This window comes from Pseudomonas sp. P1.31 (assembly GCF_001269815.1).
GTDB lineage: Bacteria > Pseudomonadota > Gammaproteobacteria > Pseudomonadales > Pseudomonadaceae > Aquipseudomonas > Aquipseudomonas rustica.
On sequence record NZ_LHVN01000037.1, the window covers coordinates 14,391 to 38,108 of the forward strand.

At 60.9% G+C, this 23,718-nt stretch carries 27 protein-coding genes; 12 read left to right on the plus strand and 15 right to left on the minus strand.

Annotated elements, in window-relative coordinates; all coding sequences use genetic code 11:
• Positions 1-125 precede the first annotated feature (125 nt).
• The 4 genes from AD669_RS23865 to AD669_RS23880 all read left to right on the plus strand — a co-directional run bounded on the left by AD669_RS23865 (position 126) and on the right by AD669_RS23880 (position 5,271).
• Entirely contained in the window at positions 126-368 is a 243-nt protein-coding gene (locus AD669_RS23865) for an exodeoxyribonuclease VII small subunit (RefSeq protein ID WP_003228627.1), read from the plus strand.
• Positions 365-1,252 carry a (2E,6E)-farnesyl diphosphate synthase gene (ispA, locus tag AD669_RS23870; RefSeq protein ID WP_053124236.1) on the plus strand — a complete coding sequence of 296 codons (888 nt, stop codon included), beginning with the start codon at positions 365-367 and terminating at the stop codon, positions 1,250-1,252. The genes AD669_RS23865 and ispA overlap by 4 nt, the downstream gene beginning before the upstream one ends.
• A 91-nt stretch (positions 1,253-1,343) precedes the next feature.
• Complete coding sequence (gene dxs, locus AD669_RS23875; RefSeq protein WP_053124238.1) at positions 1,344-3,242, plus strand: 1-deoxy-D-xylulose-5-phosphate synthase; 1,899 nt, start codon at positions 1,344-1,346, stop codon at positions 3,240-3,242.
• 142 nt (positions 3,243-3,384) lie between these two features.
• Positions 3,385-5,271: a TonB-dependent receptor domain-containing protein gene (locus AD669_RS23880; RefSeq protein ID WP_053124241.1), complete on the plus strand. Its 1,887-nt coding sequence runs from the start codon at positions 3,385-3,387 to the stop codon at positions 5,269-5,271.
• 132 nt (positions 5,272-5,403) lie between these two features.
• On the opposite strand, the gene AD669_RS23885 is transcribed toward AD669_RS23880, so the two are convergent.
• The 12 genes from AD669_RS23885 to nrdR form a co-directional block, all read right to left on the minus strand.
• Positions 5,404-6,204 (minus strand): cobalamin-binding protein, encoded by an 801-nt coding sequence (locus AD669_RS23885; RefSeq protein ID WP_053124243.1) that lies wholly within the window; start codon positions 6,202-6,204, stop codon positions 5,404-5,406.
• Positions 6,204-6,623 carry a hypothetical protein gene (locus tag AD669_RS23890; protein WP_053124245.1) on the minus strand — a complete coding sequence of 140 codons (420 nt, stop codon included), beginning with the start codon at positions 6,621-6,623 and terminating at the stop codon, positions 6,204-6,206. Before AD669_RS23890 ends, AD669_RS23885 begins: the two co-directional genes overlap by 1 nt.
• Entirely contained in the window at positions 6,620-7,237 is a 618-nt protein-coding gene (gene ribA / locus AD669_RS23895; protein ID WP_053124247.1) for a GTP cyclohydrolase II, read from the minus strand. Before ribA ends, AD669_RS23890 begins: the two co-directional genes overlap by 4 nt.
• A 222-nt stretch (positions 7,238-7,459) precedes the next feature.
• Positions 7,460-8,203: an ABC transporter substrate-binding protein gene (locus tag AD669_RS23900; protein ID WP_053124248.1), complete on the minus strand. Its 744-nt coding sequence runs from the start codon at positions 8,201-8,203 to the stop codon at positions 7,460-7,462.
• 35 nt (positions 8,204-8,238) lie between these two features.
• Positions 8,239-8,742 (minus strand): phosphatidylglycerophosphatase A, encoded by a 504-nt coding sequence (locus AD669_RS23905; protein WP_007910933.1) that lies wholly within the window; start codon positions 8,740-8,742, stop codon positions 8,239-8,241.
• Complete coding sequence (gene thiL / locus AD669_RS23910; protein ID WP_053124250.1) at positions 8,739-9,704, minus strand: thiamine-phosphate kinase; 966 nt, start codon at positions 9,702-9,704, stop codon at positions 8,739-8,741. The genes AD669_RS23905 and thiL overlap by 4 nt, the downstream gene beginning before the upstream one ends.
• 18 nt (positions 9,705-9,722) lie before the next feature.
• Positions 9,723-10,223, minus strand: a complete 501-nt coding sequence (gene nusB / locus AD669_RS23915; protein WP_053124252.1) for a transcription antitermination factor NusB — start codon at positions 10,221-10,223, stop codon at positions 9,723-9,725.
• On the minus strand, positions 10,220-10,696 hold the full coding sequence (ribE, locus tag AD669_RS23920) for a 6,7-dimethyl-8-ribityllumazine synthase (RefSeq protein WP_053124254.1): 477 nt from the start codon (positions 10,694-10,696) through the stop codon (positions 10,220-10,222). The genes nusB and ribE overlap by 4 nt, the downstream gene beginning before the upstream one ends.
• A 235-nt stretch (positions 10,697-10,931) precedes the next feature.
• Complete coding sequence (gene ribBA, locus AD669_RS23925; protein WP_008081846.1) at positions 10,932-12,023, minus strand: bifunctional 3,4-dihydroxy-2-butanone-4-phosphate synthase/GTP cyclohydrolase II; 1,092 nt, start codon at positions 12,021-12,023, stop codon at positions 10,932-10,934.
• A gap of 16 nt (positions 12,024-12,039) precedes the next feature.
• Positions 12,040-12,702 carry a riboflavin synthase gene (locus AD669_RS23930; RefSeq protein WP_053124256.1) on the minus strand — a complete coding sequence of 221 codons (663 nt, stop codon included), beginning with the start codon at positions 12,700-12,702 and terminating at the stop codon, positions 12,040-12,042.
• A 46-nt stretch (positions 12,703-12,748) separates the two neighbouring features.
• On the minus strand, positions 12,749-13,882 hold the full coding sequence (ribD, locus tag AD669_RS23935; RefSeq protein WP_053124257.1) for a bifunctional diaminohydroxyphosphoribosylaminopyrimidine deaminase/5-amino-6-(5-phosphoribosylamino)uracil reductase RibD: 1,134 nt from the start codon (positions 13,880-13,882) through the stop codon (positions 12,749-12,751).
• Entirely contained in the window at positions 13,879-14,343 is a 465-nt protein-coding gene (gene nrdR / locus AD669_RS23940) for a transcriptional regulator NrdR (protein ID WP_007910946.1), read from the minus strand. Before nrdR ends, ribD begins: the two co-directional genes overlap by 4 nt.
• A 128-nt stretch (positions 14,344-14,471) precedes the next feature.
• Here nrdR and AD669_RS23945 point away from each other — a divergent pair, with 128 nt between their 5' ends.
• The 3 genes from AD669_RS23945 to trxA all read left to right on the plus strand — a co-directional run bounded on the left by AD669_RS23945 (position 14,472) and on the right by trxA (position 16,633).
• A complete protein-coding gene (locus tag AD669_RS23945; RefSeq protein WP_053124259.1) occupies positions 14,472-14,936 on the plus strand; it encodes a YbaY family lipoprotein in 465 nt (154 codons plus the stop codon).
• Positions 14,933-15,586: a methyltransferase gene (locus AD669_RS23950; RefSeq protein WP_053124261.1), complete on the plus strand. Its 654-nt coding sequence runs from the start codon at positions 14,933-14,935 to the stop codon at positions 15,584-15,586. The genes AD669_RS23945 and AD669_RS23950 overlap by 4 nt, the downstream gene beginning before the upstream one ends.
• 174 nt (positions 15,587-15,760) lie before the next feature.
• Positions 15,761-16,633 (plus strand): thioredoxin, encoded by an 873-nt coding sequence (gene trxA / locus AD669_RS23955; RefSeq protein ID WP_053124262.1) that lies wholly within the window; start codon positions 15,761-15,763, stop codon positions 16,631-16,633.
• 88 nt (positions 16,634-16,721) lie between these two features.
• Here the strand turns inward: trxA and AD669_RS23960 are convergent, their stop codons facing one another.
• A complete protein-coding gene (locus tag AD669_RS23960) occupies positions 16,722-17,081 on the minus strand; it encodes a hypothetical protein (protein ID WP_053124264.1) in 360 nt (119 codons plus the stop codon).
• Positions 17,082-17,215: 134 nt separating this feature from the next.
• Here AD669_RS23960 and AD669_RS23965 point away from each other — a divergent pair, with 134 nt between their 5' ends.
• The 5 genes from AD669_RS23965 to AD669_RS23985 all read left to right on the plus strand — a co-directional run bounded on the left by AD669_RS23965 (position 17,216) and on the right by AD669_RS23985 (position 21,349).
• The gene (locus AD669_RS23965) at positions 17,216-17,809 is read left to right on the plus strand and encodes a DUF2796 domain-containing protein (protein ID WP_053124266.1); all 594 of its coding nucleotides are present in this window, start codon (positions 17,216-17,218) and stop codon (positions 17,807-17,809) included.
• Positions 17,810-17,949: 140 nt separating this feature from the next.
• Entirely contained in the window at positions 17,950-18,660 is a 711-nt protein-coding gene (locus tag AD669_RS23970) for an ABC transporter ATP-binding protein (protein ID WP_053124268.1), read from the plus strand.
• 1 nt (position 18,661) lies between these two features.
• The gene (locus AD669_RS23975; protein ID WP_053124270.1) at positions 18,662-19,927 is read left to right on the plus strand and encodes an ABC transporter permease; all 1,266 of its coding nucleotides are present in this window, start codon (positions 18,662-18,664) and stop codon (positions 19,925-19,927) included.
• An 11-nt stretch (positions 19,928-19,938) separates the two neighbouring features.
• On the plus strand, positions 19,939-20,457 hold the full coding sequence (locus AD669_RS23980; protein ID WP_053124335.1) for a DUF3299 domain-containing protein: 519 nt from the start codon (positions 19,939-19,941) through the stop codon (positions 20,455-20,457).
• 193 nt (positions 20,458-20,650) lie between these two features.
• A complete protein-coding gene (locus AD669_RS23985; protein ID WP_053124272.1) occupies positions 20,651-21,349 on the plus strand; it encodes an OmpW family protein in 699 nt (232 codons plus the stop codon).
• A gap of 474 nt (positions 21,350-21,823) precedes the next feature.
• Here the strand turns inward: AD669_RS23985 and AD669_RS23990 are convergent, their stop codons facing one another.
• Positions 21,824-22,756, minus strand: coding sequence for an NAD-dependent epimerase/dehydratase family protein (locus AD669_RS23990; protein WP_053124273.1), 933 nt, complete (start codon positions 22,754-22,756; stop codon positions 21,824-21,826).
• Positions 22,749-23,633 (minus strand): sugar nucleotide-binding protein, encoded by an 885-nt coding sequence (locus AD669_RS23995; protein WP_053124275.1) that lies wholly within the window; start codon positions 23,631-23,633, stop codon positions 22,749-22,751. Before AD669_RS23995 ends, AD669_RS23990 begins: the two co-directional genes overlap by 8 nt.
• Positions 23,634-23,718: the final 85 nt, after the last annotated feature.

Below are 23,718 nucleotides of genomic sequence, written 5' to 3' on the forward strand. Positions count from 1 at the left end.
TCAGAGAAGATCTTTATCCTGCACAAAGGATCATTTGTTCTGGCGCGCATCGCCCTGCTCATTTGCCCACAACCCCCCTATCTGCTAGTGTCGCGCCGGTTTAACGTCAACCGGAAATCGCCGCCATGGCCCGCAAAAAAGCTGCACTGGATTTCGAACAGTCCCTCGCCGACCTGCAAACATTGGTCGAGCGTCTGGAGAACGGTGAATTGTCGCTGGAAGACTCGCTGACCGCTTTCGAGCAGGGCATCGGTCTGACCCGTGATTGCCAGGCAGCGCTGGCGCAAGCCGAGCAGAAGGTGCAAGTGCTGCTGGAGCGTGATGGCGAACTCGCCGAGGAACCCTTCGACGCGGAACAGCCAGAATGATTGCAGCGTACACGGCGACCAGCCAGAACCGCGTCAATGCGGCTCTGGAAACCCTGTTCAATGCGCCGCTGCCAGAGCTCGCACGCCTCTATGAAGCCATGCGCTACAGCGTGATGAACGGCGGCAAACGCGTGCGTCCGCTGCTGGCTTATGCTGCCTGCGAAGCGTTGGGCGGCAAGGCTGAGCAAGCCAACGGCGCGGCCTGCGCGGTTGAGTTGATCCACGCGTATTCGCTGGTTCACGACGATTTGCCGGCGATGGACGATGACGATCTGCGTCGCGGCCAGCCGACCACCCACAAAAAATTCGATGAAGCTTGCGCGATTCTCGCCGGTGACGGTTTGCAGAGCCTGGCCTTCAGCGCCCTGCTCGATCCGCGCCTGAGCGATTGCAGCAGCGATATCCGTCTGCAAATGGTCACCGCGCTGGCGCAGGCTGCCGGCCCGGCGGGCATGGTTGGCGGCCAGGCCATCGACCTCGGCTCGGTCGGCCTCAAGCTCGATCAAAAAGCCCTCGAACAGATGCACCGGCACAAGACCGGCGCGCTGATCGAAGTCAGCGTCAAACTCGGCGCTCTGGCCAGCGGCCGTGCCGAGAAAGACGAACTGCGTGCCCTGCAGACTTATGCACAGGCCATCGGCCTGGCGTTTCAGGTGCAGGACGACATTCTCGACGTCGAAAGCGATACCGAAACCCTCGGCAAACGCCAGGGCGCTGACATCGCTCGTGACAAACCAACCTACCCGGCATTGCTCGGCCTCGACGCCGCCAAGGCCTACGCCCTGGAACTGCGCGATCAGGCTCTGCATGCGCTGCGACCGTTTGACGCGGCGGCTGAGCCTTTGCGTGAGCTGGCCCGGTATATCGTTGAGCGGCGCAACTAAGCGCCGAGCAGCCAAAAAATACCAACGCGTGGGCAGGGGGCGATGCATCAGGTAAACTGCCGCATCTTTTATACCTATAACGATTCGCCTGATGCCCACGACGTTTCATGAGATTCCCCGCAAGCGCCCGACCACGCCCCTGCTCGACCGCGCGAATACGCCGGACGGCCTGCGCCGGTTAGGCGAAGCCGAGCTGGAAACCCTGGCCGATGAGTTGCGCCTGGAATTGCTCTACACGGTCGGTCAGACCGGTGGGCATTTCGGCGCCGGCCTGGGCGTGATCGAGCTGACCATCGCGCTGCATTACGTCTTCGACACGCCGGACGACCGGTTGCTGTGGGACGTCGGTCATCAGGCTTATCCGCACAAGATCCTCACCGGTCGCCGCGAGCGCATGGGCACCCTGCGTCAGAAGGACGGCATCGCTGCCTTCCCGCGCCGTGCCGAGAGCGAGTACGACACCTTTGGCGTTGGTCACTCCAGCACCTCGATCAGCGCAGCGCTGGGCATGGCGATTGCCGCCCGCCTGCAAAACAGTGATCGCAAGGCGATCGCGGTGATCGGCGACGGCGCGTTGACCGCCGGCATGGCGTTCGAGGCGCTGAACCACGCGCCGGAAGTCAACGCCAACATGCTGGTGATCCTCAACGACAACGACATGTCGATCTCGCGCAACGTCGGCGGTCTGTCCAATTATCTGGCGAAGATCCTGTCCAGCCGCACTTACGCGAGCATGCGTGAAGGCAGCAAGAAAGTCCTGTCGCGCCTGCCCGGCGCCTGGGAAATCGCCCGTCGTACCGAAGAATACGCCAAAGGCATGCTGGTTCCCGGCACCCTGTTCGAAGAGCTGGGCTGGAACTACATCGGCCCGATTGACGGCCATGACCTGCCAACGCTGATCGCCACGCTGCGCAACATGCGTGACCTGAAAGGCCCGCAGTTTCTGCACATCGTCACCAAGAAAGGCAAAGGCTTCGCCCCGGCGGAAGTCGACCCGATCGGTTACCACGCCATCACCAAACTCGAACCACTGGACGCTCCGGCCGCTGCGCCGAAGCAAGCCAGCGGGCCGAAGTATTCGGCGGTGTTCGGCGAGTGGTTGTGCGACATGGCGGCGGCGGATCCACGCTTGGTCGGGATCACCCCGGCGATGAAGGAAGGCTCGGATCTGGTGGCGTTCAGCGAACGCTTCCCGCTGCGCTACTTCGACGTGGCAATTGCCGAGCAACACGCGGTGACGTTCGCGGCCGGCATGGCCTGCGAAGGCGCGAAACCGGTGGTGGCGATTTACTCGACGTTCCTGCAGCGTGGTTACGATCAACTGGTGCATGACGTTGCGGTGCAGAACCTCGACGTGCTGTTCGCCATCGACCGCGCCGGTCTGGTCGGCGAAGACGGCCCGACCCACGCTGGCAGCTTCGACCTGTCGTACCTGCGCTGCATCCCGGGCATGGTCATCATGACCCCGAGTGATGAAAACGAACTGCGCAAAATGCTCACCACCGGTCACCTCTACAATGGCCCGGCGGCGGTGCGTTATCCGCGCGGAAACGGCCCGAATGCGACCATCGAAAAAGATCTCGAACCGGTGGAAATCGGCAAGGGCATCGTCCGCCGTCAGGGCAACAAAGTCGCCCTGCTGGTGTTTGGCGTGCAACTGACCGAAGCGCTGAAAGTCGCCGAGAAGCTGGATGCCACCGTGGTCGACATGCGTTTCGTCAAACCGCTGGATGAAGAACTGGTGCGCGAGATTGCCGGCAGCCACGAGTTACTGGTGACCATCGAAGAGAACGCGATCATGGGCGGCGCCGGTGGCGCGGTCAGCGAGTTCCTGGCGCGGGAGAACATCCTCAAGTCGATGCTGCATCTGGGCTTGCCGGATATCTACGTCGAACACGCCAAGCCTGCGCAAATGCTGGCGGAGTGCGGGCTGGATGAGGCCGGGATCGAAGCGTCGATTCGTCAGCGTCTGGCCCTACTCAACCGCTAAGCGTTCCCCCCTGTAGGAGCTGCCGAAGGCTGCGATCTTTTGATCCTGCTTCTAGGCGGCTCCAGACCTTTCAAAAAAGCAAAATCAAAAGATCGCAGCCTTCGGCAGCTCCTACAGGGTTTTGCACAAACCATGGATTGCCATGAAACTCTCGCGCCTCGCCCTGCCCTTCTTCTTGCTGCCGTCCGCTAATGCCCTCGCCGATAACTTCGAGCGTGATCAGGCGTTGAAGCTGCCGGACACGTTGATCTCCGCCAACCGCCAGGTCGAAGCCCGCAACGACAGCAGCGCCGCCAACACCGTGTTCACCCGTGAAGACATCGACCGCCTGCAACCGAGCGACGTGCCGGACTTGCTGCGTCGCGTGCCGGGTGTGCAAGTGGCGCAGACTGGCGGGCGCGGCAGTCTGCCGGGGATCTATATTCGCGGCACGCAATCGGCGCAGAGTCTGGTGTTGGTCGATGGTCAGCGCATCGGCAACTCGACTTCGGGCGACAGCAATCTGCAGCATCTGAACATCGAGCAGATCGAGCGTGTGGAAGTGCTGCGCGGTTCGCGTTCGGTGATTTACGGCAGCGATGCGATTGGCGGGGTGATTCAGATTTTCACCCGACGCGGTACTGAGCAGGGTTTGCAGCCACGCATGCACGTTGGTTTCGGCAGCAACCAGACGTGGGAACGCAGCCTCGGTTTGTCCGGCGGCGATGACAAAACCCGCTTCAATCTCGGCGCCAGCCTTGATGAAACCGCCGGGATTGATCGTACGCACGAGTCGTATCCAAGCGATGCCGATCACGATGCCTACCGCAATAAGTCCGTTAGTTTGAGCCTCAGCCATGCGCTGACCGATGACATCGAAATCGGCGCCAATCTGCTGGATAACCGTGGCAAGAGCGAGTTCGACAACCCGTTCGGCCGCTTCGACATGAACACCTTCGAGTCGGTGCAGCAGCAGCCCTACAGCGATTTCAATGTCAGCAGTATCAGCAGCTACTTCGACGCACGGGTCAACGACCTCTGGAAAACCCGCGTCGAGTTCGGCCATACCGAGAACCGCGAGAAGACCCTGGATAAACTCAGCGACGAGCGCACGGTGTTCAACACCTATCGCGATTCGGTGAACTGGCAGAACGACCTGACCTTGAACGCGCGCAACAGCCTGATCCTCGGCGGCGACTGGTACGAAGATCGCGTCAACAGCAGTACCGCGTTTGACGAGGACAGCCGCTGGAACCGCGCGGCGTTTATCCAGCATCGTTATCAAGCGGACAGTTTCTCCACCGAACTCGGTCTGCGCCACGATGACAATCAGCAATTTGGCAGCCAGAACACCTGGAGCGGCACGCTCACCCTGCCGCTGAATCCGGATAACGATCTGTTGCTGAGTTATAGCGAAGGCTTCCGCGCGCCGACCTTTAACGACCTGTACTACCCGGACTTCAGCAACCCGGATCTGAAACCGGAAACGTCGAAGAGCTATGAACTGCAATGGCGCAGCCAGTTGAGCGACAGCAGCCGTCTGGAAGCGTCGATTTACCGCACAGATCTGCAAGACGCGATTATCTTCGGCAGCAACTCACGTCCAGAGAACGTCGCTTCGGCGCGAATCAACGGTTTTGAAGCGGCGCTGAAACAGGAACTGTTCGACTGGCAGAGCAACCTGGGCGTGTCGATCATTGATCCGCGCGATCGTGATTCCGGGCATACCCTGGCGCGTCGTGCGCGGCGGACGTTGAGCTGGGATCTGGATCGGCAGTTTGATCGGATCAGTGTCGGTGCGAGCTGGCAGGCGGTGAGCAGCAGTTATGACGATCGCGACAACAATCAATCGCTGGGTGGCTACGCATTGTTTGGACTGCGCAGCAGTTGGGCGCTGAACCGTGAGATCAAGCTGGATCTGAAGGTCGATAACGTTTTCGACAAAGGTTACAGCCGAGCGAATTACAGCTATGACGGCGGTCAGTATGGTTATCGCGAGGAAGGTCGGATGTGGATGTTTGGTGTCACCTGGACACCCGAAATCCGCTAAGACCCCGCATCTGGATATCACCCAACACCCTGTAGGAGCTGCCGAAGGCTGCGATCTTTTGATCTTCGGCAATCCCGACTCAGCCCCAAAGCAAGATCAACAGATCGCAGCCTTCGGCAGCTCCTACAGGGGTTATCGGTGCGGCTGGATGAGTTGGCAGAGTTTGGCGGTGGCGTCGATCATTTGGCCGCTTGGGCGTTCGAGGCCTTTGTCGGTGACTAGTAGCAAGTTCTCCCTCTTTACAGCGGCGACCTGCGGCCAGTTTTTCCAGGCGTTGAGCTGGGAATGGTCGCTGGCCAGAATGACTTCGGGATCACGTTGCAACACTGATTCGATGCTGACTTGCGGCGCAGGCAAGGTCAGATCACTGAACACATTCCGCGCCCCGCACACTTGCAGCGCATCACTGATGATCTGCCCGCCACCAACGGTGTACAGCGGCTTGTCCCACACCTGATAAAACACCCGCAACGGCACTTCCCGGTGATAGCGCTGGCGTAGATCCGCGAGTTTTTGCCGCAGATCCGCTGCCAGTTTCACCCCACGCTCAGGCCTGCCCAATTGCTTGGCAATGGCTTCAATCTGCGTGGAGAGTTGATCTAAAGAATGCGGTTCGGCGACGAAAGTCGGAATGCCCAAGCGCTTCAACTGATCACGTTGTGCCGGGCCGACGCTGCCGGGCCAGAGCAGCAACAAATCAGGCTTAAGGCTGAGCAACTGTTCCATGTCAAGCTGGCCGTAACGACCCACCGACGGAACGTTGGCAATTTCCGCAGGACGTTCACCGGCATCCAGCACCCCGACCAACAGGTCGGCCGAATCCAGCTCAACGACAATTTCAGAAAGCGACGGCGCCAGGCTGACCACCCGCAGGTTTGCCAGCACCGGGCCGCTGACGGCCAGCAGCAGAACCGCCAGCCAGAGACGGTACATCAGCCGAGTTGACGCGGGATGCGGTAGAGATAAAACAGCACGGCGGTGGACAGCGCCAGCAGCATCAACGGTACTGCTTCGAGACCGACGAATACCGCCAGTGCGCCGATCCACGCTGGCAAGGCTGCCGCGAGAAACGCCGAGCGACGGTTCGCCGCAAGGGCAATCCACGCGCCGGGTTCTTCAGGGGTATCGAGGGCTTTTTGCGTGGCGATCAGTGCGTGTTTGTAGCGGCCGAAAAACTTCAGGCTGACAAACATCGACGCCACGCCGGCAATGAACAGCGGCATCGCAAGCACCGGCAGAATGCCGTCGCTCTGGCCGAATAATGCGTTGATCACGAACAGCGGCACCAGTGCCAGCGCGAGGTATTTCCACCAGGCGACGGACAATCGGCGCCGCACCTGACCACGGGTCACGCCCGGTCTACCTCGCCCTGATGCTCGTTGCCCATCATGTGGTCGAGCTTGCTGGCCTTGGTCGCCAGGTAGAGTTTGTTGTGCGGGTTGTGGCCGGTGTGCAGGGGCACGCGCTCGGCGACGGTGATGCCCATGTCGGTCAAGGCTTTGACCTTGCGCGGGTTGTTGGTCATCAGCCGCAGGGATTTCACGCCCAGATGCTCGAGCATCGGCAGGCACATGGCGTAGTCACGCTGATCGGCGGCGAAACCTAGACGTTCGTTGGCTTCAACGGTGTCGGCGCCGCCGTCCTGCAACTCGTAAGCACGAATCTTGTTCAACAGACCGATGCCACGACCTTCCTGGCGCAGATAGAGCAATACGCCTCGGCCTTCGCGAGCGATGGCTTTGAGTGCGCCTTCGAGTTGCGAGCCGCAGTCGCAACGCTGGCTGAACAAGGCATCGCCGGTCAGGCATTCGGAGTGCAAACGGCCGAGTACCGGGGCACCGTCGGTGAATTCACCGAGGCTCAGCACAACGTGCTCGCGGCCGGTGGCTTCATCGAGAAAACCGTGCATGGTGAATTGCGCAAAAGGCGTTGGCAGCTTGGAAGCGGCGACAAAGACGACAGGCACCGGTGTGCTCCTGATCTAAAGAGTCTGAAAATTCGCAGGCCGGCATTGTAACAGCAGGTTCCTACCGGCGCTTAGGCTGAATTATCGGAGATAACGATCAAAAAGTTTGATAACTACCCGGTCGACATGGATCCCTGTAGGAGCTGTCGAGTGAAACGAGGCTGCGATCTTTTGATCTGTTTTTTAGAATCAAGATCAAAAGATCGCAGCGTGCCGCAGCTCCTACAGGGGATTTGTGGCGAAGGGGTAGGGTTGTTTCCACTTCTCGAAGATCGGCTTCAACTCGCCGCTCTTCACCAGTTGCTCCATGCGCTGGTCATACAGCGCCATCAAGACCCGAGCCTGCGGGGTGTCGGCGAAGCCGAGGTACAGCGGCAACTCGACCAGGTGTGAATAGCGATACTGCGCCGGATCCGGCGCACTGCGCATCACCGCTTCGATCTCGGTCAGCGCGTCGATGTAGTAATCCGCCCGCCCCTGCTTGAGCATCGGCAGGATGCCGGTGCGGCGCTCGATCTGATTGTAGCGTTTGACGTTCGGCAGGTAGTTTTCGTAGCGATAACCGCGCACCCAGGCCAGTCGGTATTTGCCGAGGGTCGCCAAGGTCGGCGGCGGGTTGCTCGCCAGACCCAGCGCGTAGATGTGATCGGAATCGAAATTCCAGTGCGGATACAGCACTTGCTCGGCTTCATCACGATAGGACCCGACCAGCGCGTCGACTTCCTTCAACTGCACCAAACCGATCGAGCGGGTGTACGGCACGCTGCGGATCTCGACTTTGACGCCGATCGGCTCAAATACCTTGCGCAGCACATCCCAGGCGAGTCCGTGGCCGTCGGCGGCGGTGTAGTCTTCCCAGTCTTCGCTGGCCAGATGAATCACCGCCGGCGCATGCACAGCTTCCTGAGCACTGACGACAGTGCTCAACAAGGTCAACATCAGCAGCGCCAGCCAGCGTCGAGCCATCCCTAGTGTCCTCACTTAACCCTGTACGGCGCGGATCAGGCGAAAATCCACACCAGTCCCTGCATGGCCAGCCAGGCGAACACGCCGGCCAGCACGTCGTCGAGCATGATGCCGACGCCGCCGTGAACATGCCGGTCGATCCAGCGAATCGGCCACGGCTTGAGAATGTCGAAGAAGCGGAACACCAGAAAACCCGCGAGCAACCAGTACCAGCCTTCCGGCACCAGCCAGAGAGTGATCCACATCCCGACCATTTCGTCCCAGACGATGCCTTCGTGGTCGTGTACCCGCAGATCGTCGGCGACTTTGCCGCACAGCCAGAAGCCGAACAGCATGGTGATCCCGAGCATCAGCCAGTAACCCCAGTCGGGCAGCATCTGCCACAACGGGATAAAGGGTAGCGCAACTAACGAGCCCCACGTGCCCGGCGCTTTCGGCAGCGTGCCGGAACCGAAGCCGAACGCGAGGAAATGCCAGGGATTGCGCCAGACCGACGGCGGAACGAATTCGGCCGGAACCTGTTTCGGGTGATCTGTCACGGTGTCTCCTGAAAATGTTGATAGCCCCGGGTTTGCGGGGTGATGTCGTGCCCTTCGCGATCCAGTAGCACCACGCCCTGCCCTTCGGCCACGCGGCCGATCACATGGATCGGCCAGCCATTGGCCAGCAGCGCCGACAACTCGACGGACGGCAGGGTGAACGCCAGCACGTAATCATCGCCACCGCTCAACGCCGCGCGCTCGGCACCCCGTTGACCGAGAAACGCCACTAAAGCATCCGACAACGGTACGCGCTCGCGTTCAATCTCAAGTCGCACCTGCGACGCCAACGCGATGTGGCCGCAGTCGGCGAGCAGGCCATCGGAGATGTCCAGCGCCGACGTGGCTTTGCCGCGCAGGGCCTGACCGAGGGCGAGTTGCGGTTGCGGCGACCAGTAGTGATCGAGCAACGGTTGGGCGATATGAGGTTCGGCATCACGCTGACCGAGCACCAGCGGCAGCGCGCCGGCAGCATTGCCCAACTCGCCGCCGACGCAGAGCAAGTCGCCCGGTTGCGCGCCGCCGCGGGTCAACGCCTGACCTGCAGGCACGCGACCAAACACAGTCACCGTCAGGCTCAACGGCCCGCGCGTGGTATCGCCACCAACCAATGCAACGCCGCAACTCTGCGCCATGCGGTTCAAACCGCGGGCATAGGCTTGCAGCCAATCGGCGGTCACCGTCGGTACAGTCAGGGCAAGGGTAAAGGCAACGGGCGTGGCGCCCATGGCGGCCAGATCGCTGACCGCAACGGCCAGCGAGCGCTGACCGAGCAGAAACGGATCGCAGGGGTCGGCGAAATGCACACCGGCCACCAGCGTATCGGTAGAGATCGCCAGCTGTTCCCCGGAGGGAACAGCGAGCAAGGCGCAGTCATCGCCAATCCCGAGAGCAACGCCTTCGCCGCCCTGCGCACAAGGCGCGGCGGCGAAGAAATTGCGGATCAGCTCAAACTCGCCCATTGAAGTATCAAGCGCGTTTCAGCGCTTGAACGCCTTCACTTCAGCTTCACGCAGGCGCGGGGCCAGCTTGTCGAGCACACCGTTGACGAACTTGTGCCCGTCGGTGGAACCGTAGACTTTCGCCAGTTCGATGCCTTCGTTGATCACAACGCGGTACGGCACGTCGACGCGCTTGAGCAGTTCCCAGGTCGACAGGCGCAGGACGCACAGTTCAACCGGGTCGAGCTCTTCGATGGTCAGATCCAGGCACGGCGCCAGCGCGGTGTCGATCTCGGTCAGACTGGCCGGAACACCGTGCAGGATGTCGTGGAAGTAGCTCTGGTCGGCGAAGGTGAAGTCGTTATCGACGCGAAACTGCGCTTCGATTTCGTTCAGCGAAGCACCGGCCATGTGGCGCTGGTACAACGCTTGCGTCGCCAACTGACGGGCAGCGCGGCGCTTTTCACTTTTCGAAGGCTTGCCGGCGTCGGTTGGACGCGGCTCGCGCGGGTTGAAACGATCGCTTTCGTCGCTAATCACTTGGCCTCCAACTGTGCCAGCAGGCTGACCATTTCCAGAGCGGACAGGGCAGCTTCGGCACCTTTGTTACCGGCCTTGGTGCCGGAACGTTCGATGGCTTGCTCGATGGAATCAACGGTCAGGACGCCGAACGCGACCGGTACGCCGAACTCCATGGACACCTGGGCCAGACCCTTGGTGCATTCGCCAGCCACGTATTCGAAGTGCGGAGTACCGCCACGAATGACCGCGCCGAGGGCGATGATGGCTGCGAACTCGCCTTTCTGAGCGACTTTCTGCGCAACCAGCGGGATTTCGAAGGCGCCAGGCGCGCGGATGATGGTGATGTCTCTTTCGCTCACGCCGTGGCGAACCAGGGCATCAACTGCACCGCTGACCAGGCTTTCAACAACAAAGCTGTTGAAACGGCCTACTACCAAAGCGTAGCGGCCTTTTGGGGCGATGAAGGTACCTTCGATGGTCTTCAGGGTCATTCGTCAGATCTCTTAAAGAGCCGGGACGCGTCTCGTACGCATCCCTCAGTGATATTAGCCACGAATACATGGCCGGAACAAACCGCATTGCTGACTGATTACAAACTGTGGCGAGGGGATTTATCCCCGATGGACTGCGCAGCAGTCCCAAAAACAGGGGCCGCTGCGCAGCCCGTCGGGGATGAATCCCCTCACCACAAGAATCCATGTCAACAATGCCGGAAACGACCGGTCATTATTCGGAGGGCACGTATTCTACAACTTCCAGATCGAAACCGGATATCGCATTAAATTTCATTGGCGCAGACATCAGGCGCATTTTGCGTACACCAAGGTCACGCAGGATCTGCGAACCGGCACCGACAATGCTGTAGGTGGTCGGTTTTTTCGGTGCTGGCTGATCACCGGTTTCACGGATATGTGCCAGCAACACGTCGCCATCGAGCGGGTGACCGAGCAACAGAACAACACCGCTGCCGGCCTCGGCAACCGCAGCCATCGCGGCGCGCAGGCTCCAGCGGCCCGGTTGTTTGACCATCAACAGGTCGCGCAGCGGATCCATGTTGTGCACGCGAACCAGCGTTGGTTCTTCGGCGCAAACAGTGCCCAGGGTCAGTGCCATGTGCACGTCGCCTTCCACCGAATCACGATAGGTCACCAGGTTGAATTGGCCCAGTTCGCTGTCGAGTGGCTGCTCGGCAATCCGCTGAACGGTACGTTCGTGGATCATCCGGTAGTGAATCAGGTCGGCGATGGTGCCGATCTTGATGTTGTGTTCGGCAGCAAAAGCTTCCAGTTCAGCGCGACGGGACATGGTGCCGTCGTCGTTCATCACTTCGCAGATCACGCCGCTCGGCTCGAAACCGGCCATGCGCGCGAGGTCGCAGGCGGCTTCGGTGTGGCCAGCGCGAGCGAGGGTGCCGCCAGCCTGAGCCATCAGCGGGAAGATGTGGCCCGGGCTGACGATGTCTTCAGCCTTGGCATCTTTGGCCGCCGCCGCTTGCACGGTGCGCGCACGGTCAGCGGCGGAGATGCCGGTGGTGACGCCTTCGGCCGCTTCGATCGAAACGGTGAACTTGGTGCCGAAACCGGAACCGTTGCGCGGTGCCATCAGCGGCAGCTTCAACAGTTCGCAGCGCTCGCGGCTCATCGGCATGCAGATCAGGCCACGGGCGTGCTTGGCCATGAAGTTGATGTGCTCGGCCTGGCAGCATTCGGCGGCCATGATCAGGTCGCCTTCGTTCTCGCGGTCTTCGTCATCCATGAGGATGACCATCTTGCCTTGGCGGATGTCTTCAACCAGTTCTTCGATGCTATTGAGCGCCACAAGGCACCCCCTTGAGTCAGGATTTGAGATAGCCATTGGCGGCCAGAAAGCTTTCAGTGATGCCGCCAGCGCTTGGCTCTGCCGCCTTGTCACCGAGCAGCAGACGCTCCAGATAACGCGCCAGCAAATCGACCTCCAGATTCACCCGACGCCCAGGCTTGTACGACGCCATGATGGTTTCGCTCAGGGTGTGCGGAATGATCGTCAGCATGAACTCGGCGCCATCGACTTCGTTCACGGTCAGGCTGGTGCCGTCGACGGTGATCGAGCCTTTATGGGCGATGTACTTGGCCAGTTCTTTCGGCGCGCGGATGCGAAATTCCACGGCGCGGGCATTGTCGGAGCGCGCGACGATTTCGCCGACACCGTCGACGTGGCCGCTGACCAGATGCCCGCCGAGACGGGTGGTCGGGGTCAGGGCTTTTTCCAGATTGACCGGGCTGCCGCTTTTCAGGTCATTCATGGCGGTGCAGTCGAGGGTTTCACGGCTGACGTCGGCGGCAAAGCCGTCGCCCGGCAGCTCAACCGCCGTCAGGCAGACGCCGTTGACCGCGATGCTGTCGCCGAGTTTGACGTCGCTCAAGTCGAGCTTGCCGGTGGCGACGTGGACCCGCACATCACCGCCCTTTGGGGTCAGTGCGCGGATACTGCCGATGGATTCGATGATGCCGGTAAACATGGGTTCTCCTTGAGAACTGAGCCAGCGCTAACGCGATGGCCGGGAATTATACGCTCGCCGATGGCACAGGGATGGCAGTGACTCGCCAGTCATCGCCCACCGCACGAATTTCACTGATTTTCAGCTCGGGAGCATCCTTCATATGGGCCAGCGGCCAGTCGAGCAATGGACGCGCCGTGGAGCCGAGAAACTTGCCGGCGATGAAGATCACGAATTCATCCACCAGGCCGAGCTGAGCGAAGGCGCCGGCCAAACGTGGGCCAGCCTCGACCAGCACTTCGTTGACGCCGCGATTGGCCAGTTCGATCAGCAATTGATGCAGATCGACCTGACCGTCATCACCCGGCACGATCAGGCATTCCGGGCCATTGGCGTATTGCTCTTCGACCGCCATGCAAGTGGCAACCAACGCCGGGCCGGCCTTGAAGAACGGTGCATCGAGCGGCACGCGCAGGCGCCCGTCGATCAGCACGCGCAACGGCGGACGGCTCATGGCCAGCGCGGTTTGTTCGCCATCCAGACCCAACTCGTCGGCGCGCACAGTTAAACGCGCGCCATCGGCCAGCACGGTGTCAGCGCCGGTCAGCACCACGGCGGCCTGAGCGCGCAAACGCTGCACCGCCGAACGCGCGGCCGGGCCGGTGATCCATTGGCTCTCGCCGTTCTCCATCGCGGTGCGACCGTCGAGGCTCATGGCCAACTTGACCCGCACGAACGGCAAGCCGTGTTCCATGCGTTTCAGGAAACCCTGGTTGAGCTTGCGCGCCTCGGCTTCGAGCACACCGCTTTCGGTGGCGATGCCGGCATCGGCCAGACGCTGCAAACCACGTCCGGCAACTTGCGGATTCGGGTCACGCATTGCCGCAACCACCCGAGCAACCCCGGCATTCACCAGCGCATCGGCACACGGCGGCGTGCGGCCATGGTGGCTGCACGGTTCCAAAGTCACATAAGCAGTGGCGCCACGGGCCAGTTCGCCGGCGGCGCGCAGGGCGTGGACTTCGGCATGCGGTTCGCCGGCGCGTTCGTGCCAGCCTTCGCCGACAATCTGCCCGTCGCGCACCACCACACAGCCGACCCGAGGATTGGGATGGGTGGTGTAGTGACCTTTGCGCGCCAGTTCCAGCGCACGCGCCATAAAGTGGGCGTCGAGGATGGCCTGCTCGGCGACGGTGGTCATTCTTTCACCGGTTCGCGGGCGAGGCGGTCGATTTCTTCGCGGAATTCGTTGAGATCCTGGAAGCGCTTGTACACCGAAGCGAAGCGGATGTAGGCGACTTCATCAAGCTTCTGCAATTCGGCCATGACCAGTTCGCCGACCACGAGGGATTTGACCTCGCGCTCGCCGGTGGCGCGCAGTTTGTGCTTGATGTGAACCAGAGAGGATTCGAGGCGCTCGACGCTCACCGGACGTTTCTCCAGGGCGCGTTGCATGCCGGCGCGGAGTTTTTCTTCGTCGAACGGTTGGCGGCTGCCGTCAGTTTTGATCAGGCGCGGTAACACCAGTTCGGCCGTCTCGAACGTCGTGAAACGCTCGCCGCAGGCCAGGCATTCACGCCGGCGGCGCACCTGTTCGCCCTCGGCGACCAGACGCGAGTCGATGACCTTGGTGTCGTTGGCACCGCAGAAGGGACAGTGCATGGTGGCTGGCAACAAAAAAAGGGAGGGCCATGGTAGCGCATCCCGGTGGCAAGACAAGCCATAGGGTTTGCGGTATACAGAACGGCATGATCGTTTGATCCATGGATTTCATTTTGCCGGAGCCTCCAATGCCGTTACGTCCGCTCGTTTTGCTCAGTCTTTTCAGCCTGCTGGTGGCCTGTGGCAGCGATGCTCCAAAGCCGCAGCCGCCGACTCCGGGGCCGGCGCCACAACAGGCGCAGAAAAAAGCCAAAGAGGCTGCCGAGCTCGGCCCGCTGCCGGCCTATCAGCGTGAACTGAGTGGCACCCTGCAAGGCGTGCCGGCCGGCGCCGAAGTCGAACTGGCGTTGCTGGTGATCGACGAGAAGGATCGCCCGCAACAATTGCTCGCCAGTTCCAGCCTGATCGGCAACAACCAGATCCTGCCGTTCCGCCTGCGCTTCAACCCGGACGCTTTCCCGGCCGGTGCGCGGGTTGAGCTGCGTGGCCGCGCCAGCCAGTCCGGCCAGTTGATCCTGCACTTGCCTTCGCAAACCATCAGCCAGCCGACTACTCAAGCGTTGGGCCAGCTGCAATTTGTCAAAGCACCATGACGGCACCGCTCGACCTGCAACAGGCGTTAGGTGAATTGCTCGGCGATGCCAGACTCAAGGTCTGCGCGTTGCCCGAAACTGATTTACAGCTATGGCTGATCGATGGCGACAACATGGATCGCCAATTCAGCCAGGAAGAAATCCAGCGAATTCTGCATGAGCCGCCCTACTGGGGTTTCTGCTGGGCCAGCGGTTTGGCGGTGGCGCGTTATCTGGCGGAGTTTCCCGAGTGGGTGCACGGTAAGCGCGTGCTGGATTTCGGCGCTGGTTCCGGGATTGCCGGGATTGCGGCGGTTAAGGCTGGAGCGCTTGAGGTGGTGGCGTGCGATGTCGATCCACTGGCGATTTCCGCCTGCCGGGCGAACGCCGCGTTGAATGATGTCGAGATGGGTTATTCGACGGATTTCTTTGCCGAGGCCGACCGCTTTGATCTGATTCTGGTGGCGGACGTGTTGTATGACCGGGCGAATCTGCCGTTGCTCGATGCGTTTTTGAGCCGTGGCCGTGAGGCGTTGGTGGCGGATTCGCGGGTGCGGGATTTTCGCCATCCGTTGTATCAGCGCATTGAAATGCTTGAGGCGATGACGTTGCCGGATCTCGCGGAGCCTGAGGAATTTCGGCATGTCAGCCTTTACCATGCGCGGCGTTAATTAAAAGCTTCGCGGGCAAGCCTTGCTCCTACAGGTCAGCGGTGATCCTTGTAGGAGCAAGGCTTGCCCGCGAAGAGGCCCTGCCAGACAACACACCTCCAAGATCTGCCCCGCTTCCGGCCACCCCCCGCCAAGCCGTATAGTTGCCCCATCCACGCTTTGACGAGATCCCCCATGAGTGAGCAAACGCCGTACATCTTCGACGCCACGACGGCCGATTTCGACCAGTCGGTGATCGAGGCTTCTTTCAGCAAACCGGTGCTGGTGGATTTCTGGGCCGAATGGTGTGCGCCGTGCAAGGCGCTGATGCCGATGCTGCAAACCATTGCCGAGAGCTATCAGGGCGAGTTGCTGCTGGCCAAGGTCAACTGCGACATCGAGCAGGACATCGTCGCCCGTTTCGGCATTCGCAGCCTGCCGACCGTGGTGCTGTTCAAGGACGGTCAACCGGTCGACGGCTTTGCCGGTGCGCAACCGGAATCCGCCGTGCGTGCCCTGCTTGAGCCGCATGTGCAGATGCCACCGCCGGCCGAAGCCGATCCATTCGAACAGGCTCAAGCGTTGTTCGATGACGGCCGTTATGCCGATGCCGAAGCGGCGCTGGTGGTGATGCTCAATGAAGACAACACCAACGCCAAAGCGCTGATTCTCTATGCGCGCTGCCTGACTGAACGCGGTGAGCTGGGCGAAGCGCAGACCGTGCTGGATGCGGTCAAAAGCGACGAGCACAAAGCCGCGCTGGCCGGGGCCAAGGCACAGATCAAGTTTCTCGGTCTGGCGCGCGATCTGCCGGATGCGGCTGACTTGAAAGCGCGTTTGGCAAAAGATCCGCAGGACGATGAGGCGGTGTATCAACTGGCGATCCAGCAACTGGCGCGTCAACAGTACGAAGCCGCGCTGGAGGCGATGCTCAAGCTGTTTATCCGCAATCGCAATTATGCCGAAGGGTTACCGCACAAGACGTTGCTGCAGGTGTTTGAGCTGCTGGGCAATGATCATCCGTTGGTCAGCGTTTACCGCCGGAAGATGTTTGCTGCGCTTTATTAAAATCAAAAGATCGCAGCCTTCGGCAGCTCCTACATTGGGATCGTGTACATCCCTGTAGGAGCTGCCGCAGGCTGCGATCTTTTGCGATTCACTCGATCCAGCTGTAAAGCGGCGTATCCCCGCCACTCACCACTTTCACGTCCGAACTGTGGCGCAGACGCACCAGCAAGCGCTTGCCCGCCACCGCGCTGCCGGTCAGCCCTTCAAGCTGATCGAGCAGATCCGGCCCGCTGAGTTGCCCGGCCTTGCGCAACAGATCCCGCGCCACCTGCCAAAACGCATCATCCTGATTCAGCGTTTTCGCTGCTGGCGCCGACGTGGCCACTTCAGGCTGCGCCGTCTGCACTTGCCCATTCAGGGCCGAGCCGAGCCGTGCCCAGTCGCTGTCATCCAGTTCCACCGTCAAATCCACCGGCAGGTCACCGACGGTTCCGCGTATCCGCAACATTGAGTTCGCTCCTGCACTTTTCTGACCTGCATGCTCCCACGGGACTTGTGCAACGCCAAGCGCACGGGCAAACTCTGCGGACTTTCGTTATAAGATTACATAACAAACTTTTCACTTTACTCCCGGAGTTCGCCATGCGCCGTCTGCTGCTCGCTTTGCCGTTTGCCCTGTTGCCGCTGGCCGTCGCCCATGCTGCCGATGAGCACGACCACGATCATGAACACGGCAGCCTCGGCGCGCATGAGCACGGTGTCGGTCGCCTGAACGCCGCGCTCGACGGCCAGATGCTGGAGCTGGAGCTGGAAAGCCCGGCGATGAACCTCGTGGGTTTCGAACACCTCGCGACCACGGATGCCGATAAAGCCAAAGTCGCCGCAGCCCGTGCGCAGCTGGAAAAACCATTGGCGCTGTTCAGTCTGCCGGCCGCTGCCGGTTGCAAAGTCGTCGGTCAGGAACTCGAGAGTCCGTTGTTTGGCGACAAACCGGATGCCGACGATCATGACGAAGATGAAGCGGATAAGGACGGTCACGAACATCACCACGACCACAGCGAAATCCACGCGCACTACCAGATCAAGTGCGCAACGCCCGGCGCGTTGAAGACACTGGATCTGGCGAACATCTTCAATACCTTCCCGGCGACCCAGAAAATTCAGGTACAACTGATCAGCGCGAGCGGCCAGCAAGGTGCTGAAGTGACGGCCAAGGCTGCCTCCCTGAAATTCTAAGCCTCACCGAAACACCCTTGTGCGAGCGAGCTTGCTCGCGAATGCGATTCGTCAGGCGCCTCTGGATTGACTGATCTACCGCTTTCGCGAGCAAGCTCGCTCCCACAGGGGTAATGCGTTCACCTCATGAAATTGGTGCCATGACCCAAGCACTCATCGAACTGTCCGACCTGGGCTTCAGTTGGCCCGGTCACCCGCCGCTGCTGGACATCCCGGCGTTTCGTCTGGAACCGGGCGAAACCCTGTTTCTCAAAGGCCCGAGCGGCAGCGGCAAAACCACCCTGCTCGGCCTGCTCGGCGGCGTGCAGAAACCTGATCGCGGCAGCATTCGTTTGCTCGGCCAGGAACTGACCGAACTCTCCGCCGGCGCCCGCGACACCTTCCGCGTCGATCACACCGGCTACATTTTTCAGCAGTTCAACTTGCTGCCGTTTCTCTCGGTACGCGAGAACGTCGAGCTGCCATGCCACTTCTCCAAACTGCGTGCGCAACGGGCGAAACAGCGTCACGGCAGCGTTGATCAAGCCGCCGCTACCCTGCTCGCGCACTTGGGTCTGAAGGATGAAAGCATCCTCAGCCGCCGCGCCGATTCGCTGTCGATCGGTCAGCAACAACGCGTGGCCGCCGCACGCGCATTGATCGGCCAGCCCGAACTGGTGATCGCCGACGAGCCAACCTCGGCGCTGGATTACGACGCCCGGGAAAACTTCATTCGTCTGTTGTTCGCCGAGTGCCGCGAAGCCGGATCGAGTCTGCTGTTCGTCAGCCACGATCAGAGCCTGGCGCCGTTGTTCGACCGTCATCTGTCCCTGGCCGAACTCAATCGCGCCGCCACGTCTGCCGAGGTCTGAGATGTATCTGTTTCGTCTGGCCATGGCCAGCCTGGCCAACCGCCGCTTTACCGCCCTCCTCACCGCGTTCGCGATTGCCTTGTCAGTGTGCCTGCTGCTCGCCGTTGAACGGGTGCGCACCGAAGCCAAAGCCAGTTTCGCCAGCACCATCAGCGGCACCGACCTGATCGTCGGCGCGCGCTCCGGTTCGGTGAATCTATTGCTGTACTCGGTGTTCCGCATCGGCAACGCGACCAACAACATTCGCTGGGACAGCTTCGAACACTTCGCCAACAACCCGAAAGTGAAGTGGGCGATCCCGATGTCCCTCGGCGACTCCCATCGCGGCTACCGCGTGATGGGCACCACCGAAGCGTATTTCGAGCACTACCAGTACGGTCGCAAGCAGCATCTGGAGTTGGCCGACGGTCGTGCGTTTGCCACCGATCCGTTTGAAGTGGTGCTCGGCGCCGAAGTCGCCGATGCACTGCATTACAAACTCGGCGACCAACTGGTGCTGGCCCACGGTGTGGCGGCGATCAGTCTGGTCAAACACGACGACAAACCGTTCACCGTGGTCGGCATTCTCAAGCGCACCGGCACGCCGGTCGATCGCACGTTGCACATCAGCCTCGGTGGCATGGAGGCGATTCACATCGACTGGCACAACGGCGTGCCGGCACGTGGCAATGGCCGAATCACGGCGGATCAGGCGCGCAACATGGATCTGACGCCGCAAGCGATCACCGCGTTTATGCTTGGCCTCAACAGCAAGATTTCCACTTTTGCGCTGCAACGTGAGATCAACGAATTCCGTGGCGAGCCGATGCTGGCGATCCTGCCGGGCGTGGCGTTGCAGGAGTTGTGGAGCCTGATGAGCACCGCTGAAAAAGCGCTGTTCGTGGTTTCGCTGTTCGTCGTACTGACCGGTTTGATCGGCATGCTCACGGCGATTCTCACCAGCCTCAACGAGCGTCGCCGGGAGATGGCGATTCTGCGTTCGGTCGGTGCGCGACCGTGGCACATCGCGAGCCTGCTGGTGCTGGAAGCGTTCGCTCTGGCGCTGACCGGGGTGATCGCCGGCGTTGCGTTGCTGTACATCGGCATCGCTGCGGCGCAGGGTTACGTTCAGGCCAACTACGGTTTGTTTCTGCCGCTGGCGTGGCCGAGCGAGTATGAATGGACGCTGCTCGGTGGCATTCTGGCGGCCGCGCTGCTGATGGGCAGCGTGCCGGCCTGGCGCGCTTATCGCCAATCGTTGGCCGATGGCCTGTCGATCCGTTTATGAGGATGTTCACCATGCCCCGCGCCGTACTTGCGCTGCTGTTGCTGGTTGCCCTGCCCGTGTGGGCCGCGGCGCCAAAAGACCTGACATGGTCGGAAATGATCCCGCCGGACGCCGCACCGGAAGTGCCGAACATGACCCCGCTGCACGACATGTCGAAAATGAGCGATGCGCTGTCGGCGGAGTCAGCGCCAGCGGCGAAGCAGGATCTGCCGAACGCGCCGGTGGTGCAGGCGCTCGATGGCCAGAACATTCGGTTGCCGGGCTATATCGTGCCGCTGGAAGTCAATGAAGAGGGGCGCACCACGGACTTCTTGCTGGTGCCGTATTTCGGCGCGTGCATCCATGTGCCGCCACCGCCGTCGAACCAGATCGTGCATGTGAAAAGCGAGTTGGGTGTGAAGCTGGATGAGCTGTATCAGCCGTACTGGATCGAGGGGCCGTTGCAGGTCAAGGCGTCGAGCAGCGAGCTGGCGGATGCCGGGTATCAGATGGAGGCGGACAAGATTTATGTGTATGAGCTGCCGGAGTAAATCCCGGTAGTTTCAAGATCAAAAGATCGCAGCCTTCGGCAGCTCCTACAGGGGATCATGTTTCTCTGTAGGAGCTGCCGAAGGCTGCGATCTTTTGCGGACTTCACTGTTTCATTGAGCTGCGTCAAAAGACCGTATCAGTTGGCTTCGTACCATAGGACATCAGAAATTTTTAACGTCCTTTGGAGCCCCCATGAACAAGTCCTTGCTCAGCGCTTCGTTGTTTGCCCTCGCGCTCGCAGCCCCGCTCGCCCACGCCCACGATGCCGGTGACATCATCGTTCGCGCCGGTGCAATCACCGTCAACCCGAAGGCCGACAGCTCCAGCGTCAAGGTCGATCAGGGTCCGCTGAGCGGCGCCAACCTGGGCGGCAAGGCGACCATGAGCAGCGACACCCAATTGGGTCTCAACTTCGCTTACATGATCACCAACAACATCGGTATCGAGTTGCTGGCGGCCTCGCCGTTCGAACATGACGTGAAGCTGAAAAACACGGCCCTGCCAGCAGCTAACGGCAAACTCGGCACCCTGAAACACCTGCCGCCGACCCTCAGCGTCGTCTACTACCCGCTGGATTCGAAGTCGGCTTTCCAACCGTATGTGGGCGGCGGCATCAACTACACCTGGATCTATGACGAACACGTCGGCAGCGAAGCGCAGACTGCAGGCTTCAGCAACTTCAAGGCGAAAAACTCCTGGGGTCTGGCGTGGCAGGTCGGTGCCGATTACATGCTGACTGACAAGGTGATGATCAACGCCCAGGTGCGTTATATCGACATCGATACTCGCGCGACAGTGGAGAACAACGCAGTGGCGCCGGGTACTCGGGCACGGGTGAATGTGGATGTCGATCCGTTTGTGTACATGGTGGGGTTGGGTTACAAGTTCTAAGGAACATTCGCGTGGTGGTGGATGAGGCTTGGTGGTGGGCAGACTTGAATCTGAAGGCGACTGCCATGCAGTTGATCGGGGCGGTGAGACGATTCGTTAAATCCCCTCGCCACAAGGGATAGCGGTACATTCCGGCCGTGAAAAAGGCGCCTGTTGAAGGGCGCCTTTTTCATGTCTGCTGGAATTGTTGGGTGGCTGAAATCCAACCCCCTCACCCCAGCCCTCTCCCTCAGGGAGAGGGGGAAAGGGAGCCGATCTTCATGTTTTTCAAAACCTGAGCTCGACCCGGTATTTCACGTCGGCGTAACTCGACCATCTACCGCAATCAGTCCTTCAGGAAGAAGGAAGAGGGAGCCGATTTGTGTGCTGTTCAAAACCTGAATTCGACCCGGTATTTCACGTCGGCGTTATTCAACTATCCACCGCGATCAGTCCCCTCTCCCTCCGGGAGAGGGCTAGGGTGAGGGGTTCTTCTCAGGAACGACCCAACAACCGCGCCAACCCCACGCTCATCGGCGTCTGCGGTGGCAGCTTAAACCGCGCCAGCAAGCGCTGATTATTCGCCCGCGAATGCCGAATATCCCCCGACCGCGCCGGCCCGTAGCTAATCGGCGGCAACTCACCCACCACTGTCTGCAACGCCGCGAGCATTTGCTTGAGGTTCATCGACTGATTCCAGCCAACATTCACCGCGCCGGCTTCCACTTCAGGCTTTTCAATCGCCTGCACCAGCACGTCGACCAGATCCTCGACATAAAGGAAATCCCGCGTCTGCTCGCCATCACCAAACACGGTGATCGGCAACCCTTTCTGCGCGCGCTCACTGAAGATGCTGATCACCCCGGAGTACGGCGAGGACGGATCCTGGCGTGGGCCGAAGATGTTGAAGAAGCGGAAAATCGCCGGTTCCAGACCGTGCTGGCGGCGATAGAAATCGAAGTAATGCTCACCGGCCAATTTGTCCGAGGCATACGGTGTCAGCGGTGCTTTCGGCGTGTCTTCATCAATCGACTCACCCTCACCATTGTTGCCGTACACCGCCGCGCTGGAGGCGAACAGCACACGTTTAACCCCGGCCTGACGCATGGCTTCGCAGACATTCAGCGTGCCGATGAAATTGCTCTGATGCGTCTTCACCGGATCATCCACCGAAGCCTGCACCGAGGCCACAGCGGCCAGATGCGCCACGGCGCTGCAATCCTGCATCGCCTGAGCGACCAGCGCCGCATCGGCAACATCGCCGACAACCAGTTCGACCTTGGGATTGTCCAGCGGCAGGTTGGCGCGTTTACCGGTCGACAGGTCATCGAGAATGCGCACCGAATGGCCCTTGGCGAGCAACGCGTCAGTCAGGTGCGAGCCGATGAAACCGGCGCCGCCGGTGATTAAAACAGGGCCTTCAGCCATGACGATAAAACCTATCCAGTAAAGCCGGGAGCGCGGCACGCCAGGCGCGCGGCTTGATCCCGAAAGTGTGCAGAATTTTCTTGCAGGCCAGCACCGCGTGTTGCGGTTCTTCGGCAGCGTCCGGGCGCGCGGCGTGAGCCTGAGCGGTCGGCGCTTCGATGGCCAGGGCGTGCAGGCTGCGCGCTTCGGTCAGAATCGCCTGACCCAGCGCCAGCGGCGTGGTCGCTTCATGGCCGGCGTAGTGATAAGTGCCCCACAGCGGCGCCGCGCAATCGAGTTGCTTGAGCACCGAGATGATCACCCGCGCAGCGTCGTCGACCGGGGTCGGATTGCCACGGCGATCATCGGCCAGCAGCAATTCTTCCGGTTGCTCGGCGCGGGCGAGGAAACGCCCGAGGGTGCCGTCGGCGCTGTCATCGAGCAGCCAGCCGAAACGCAGCAACACATGCTGCGGGCAGGTCGCGCGAACGCTCTGTTCGGTACGCCACAACGCCTGACCGCGCAGACCCAGCGGCACTGGTTCATCTTTTTCGCTGTAAGCGGTGGCGCGCGAGCCGTCGAACACCCGATAACTGGAGGGCTGCACGAGGACGATGTTGTGGTGCTGGCACAATTCGGCCAGACGCTCGATCGCGCGTTCCTGCCCGGCCATACGGATTTCGCTGACCGTCTCGGCCTGGAACCAGTCGAAATAGTAGGCGAGGTTGATCAACGCATCGGGACGGGTGTCGTCGAGCAATTGGGTCAGGCTCGCGGCATCCCAGCCGTTTTCGGGCGGGCGGGGGGCGAGGAAACCGATGTCTTCCTCCGCACCGAGGCGAATCAGCGCCTGCCCAAGGGCATTTCCGCCGCCCAGTAACATAAGGCGCATTCGCATAGAGTCAGCAGGCCCAGTCTGATTGGAACGATGGCTTGAGCGACGGATCTTGTGGAAGCGTCGCCGATAATTGCCGGAATCGTTG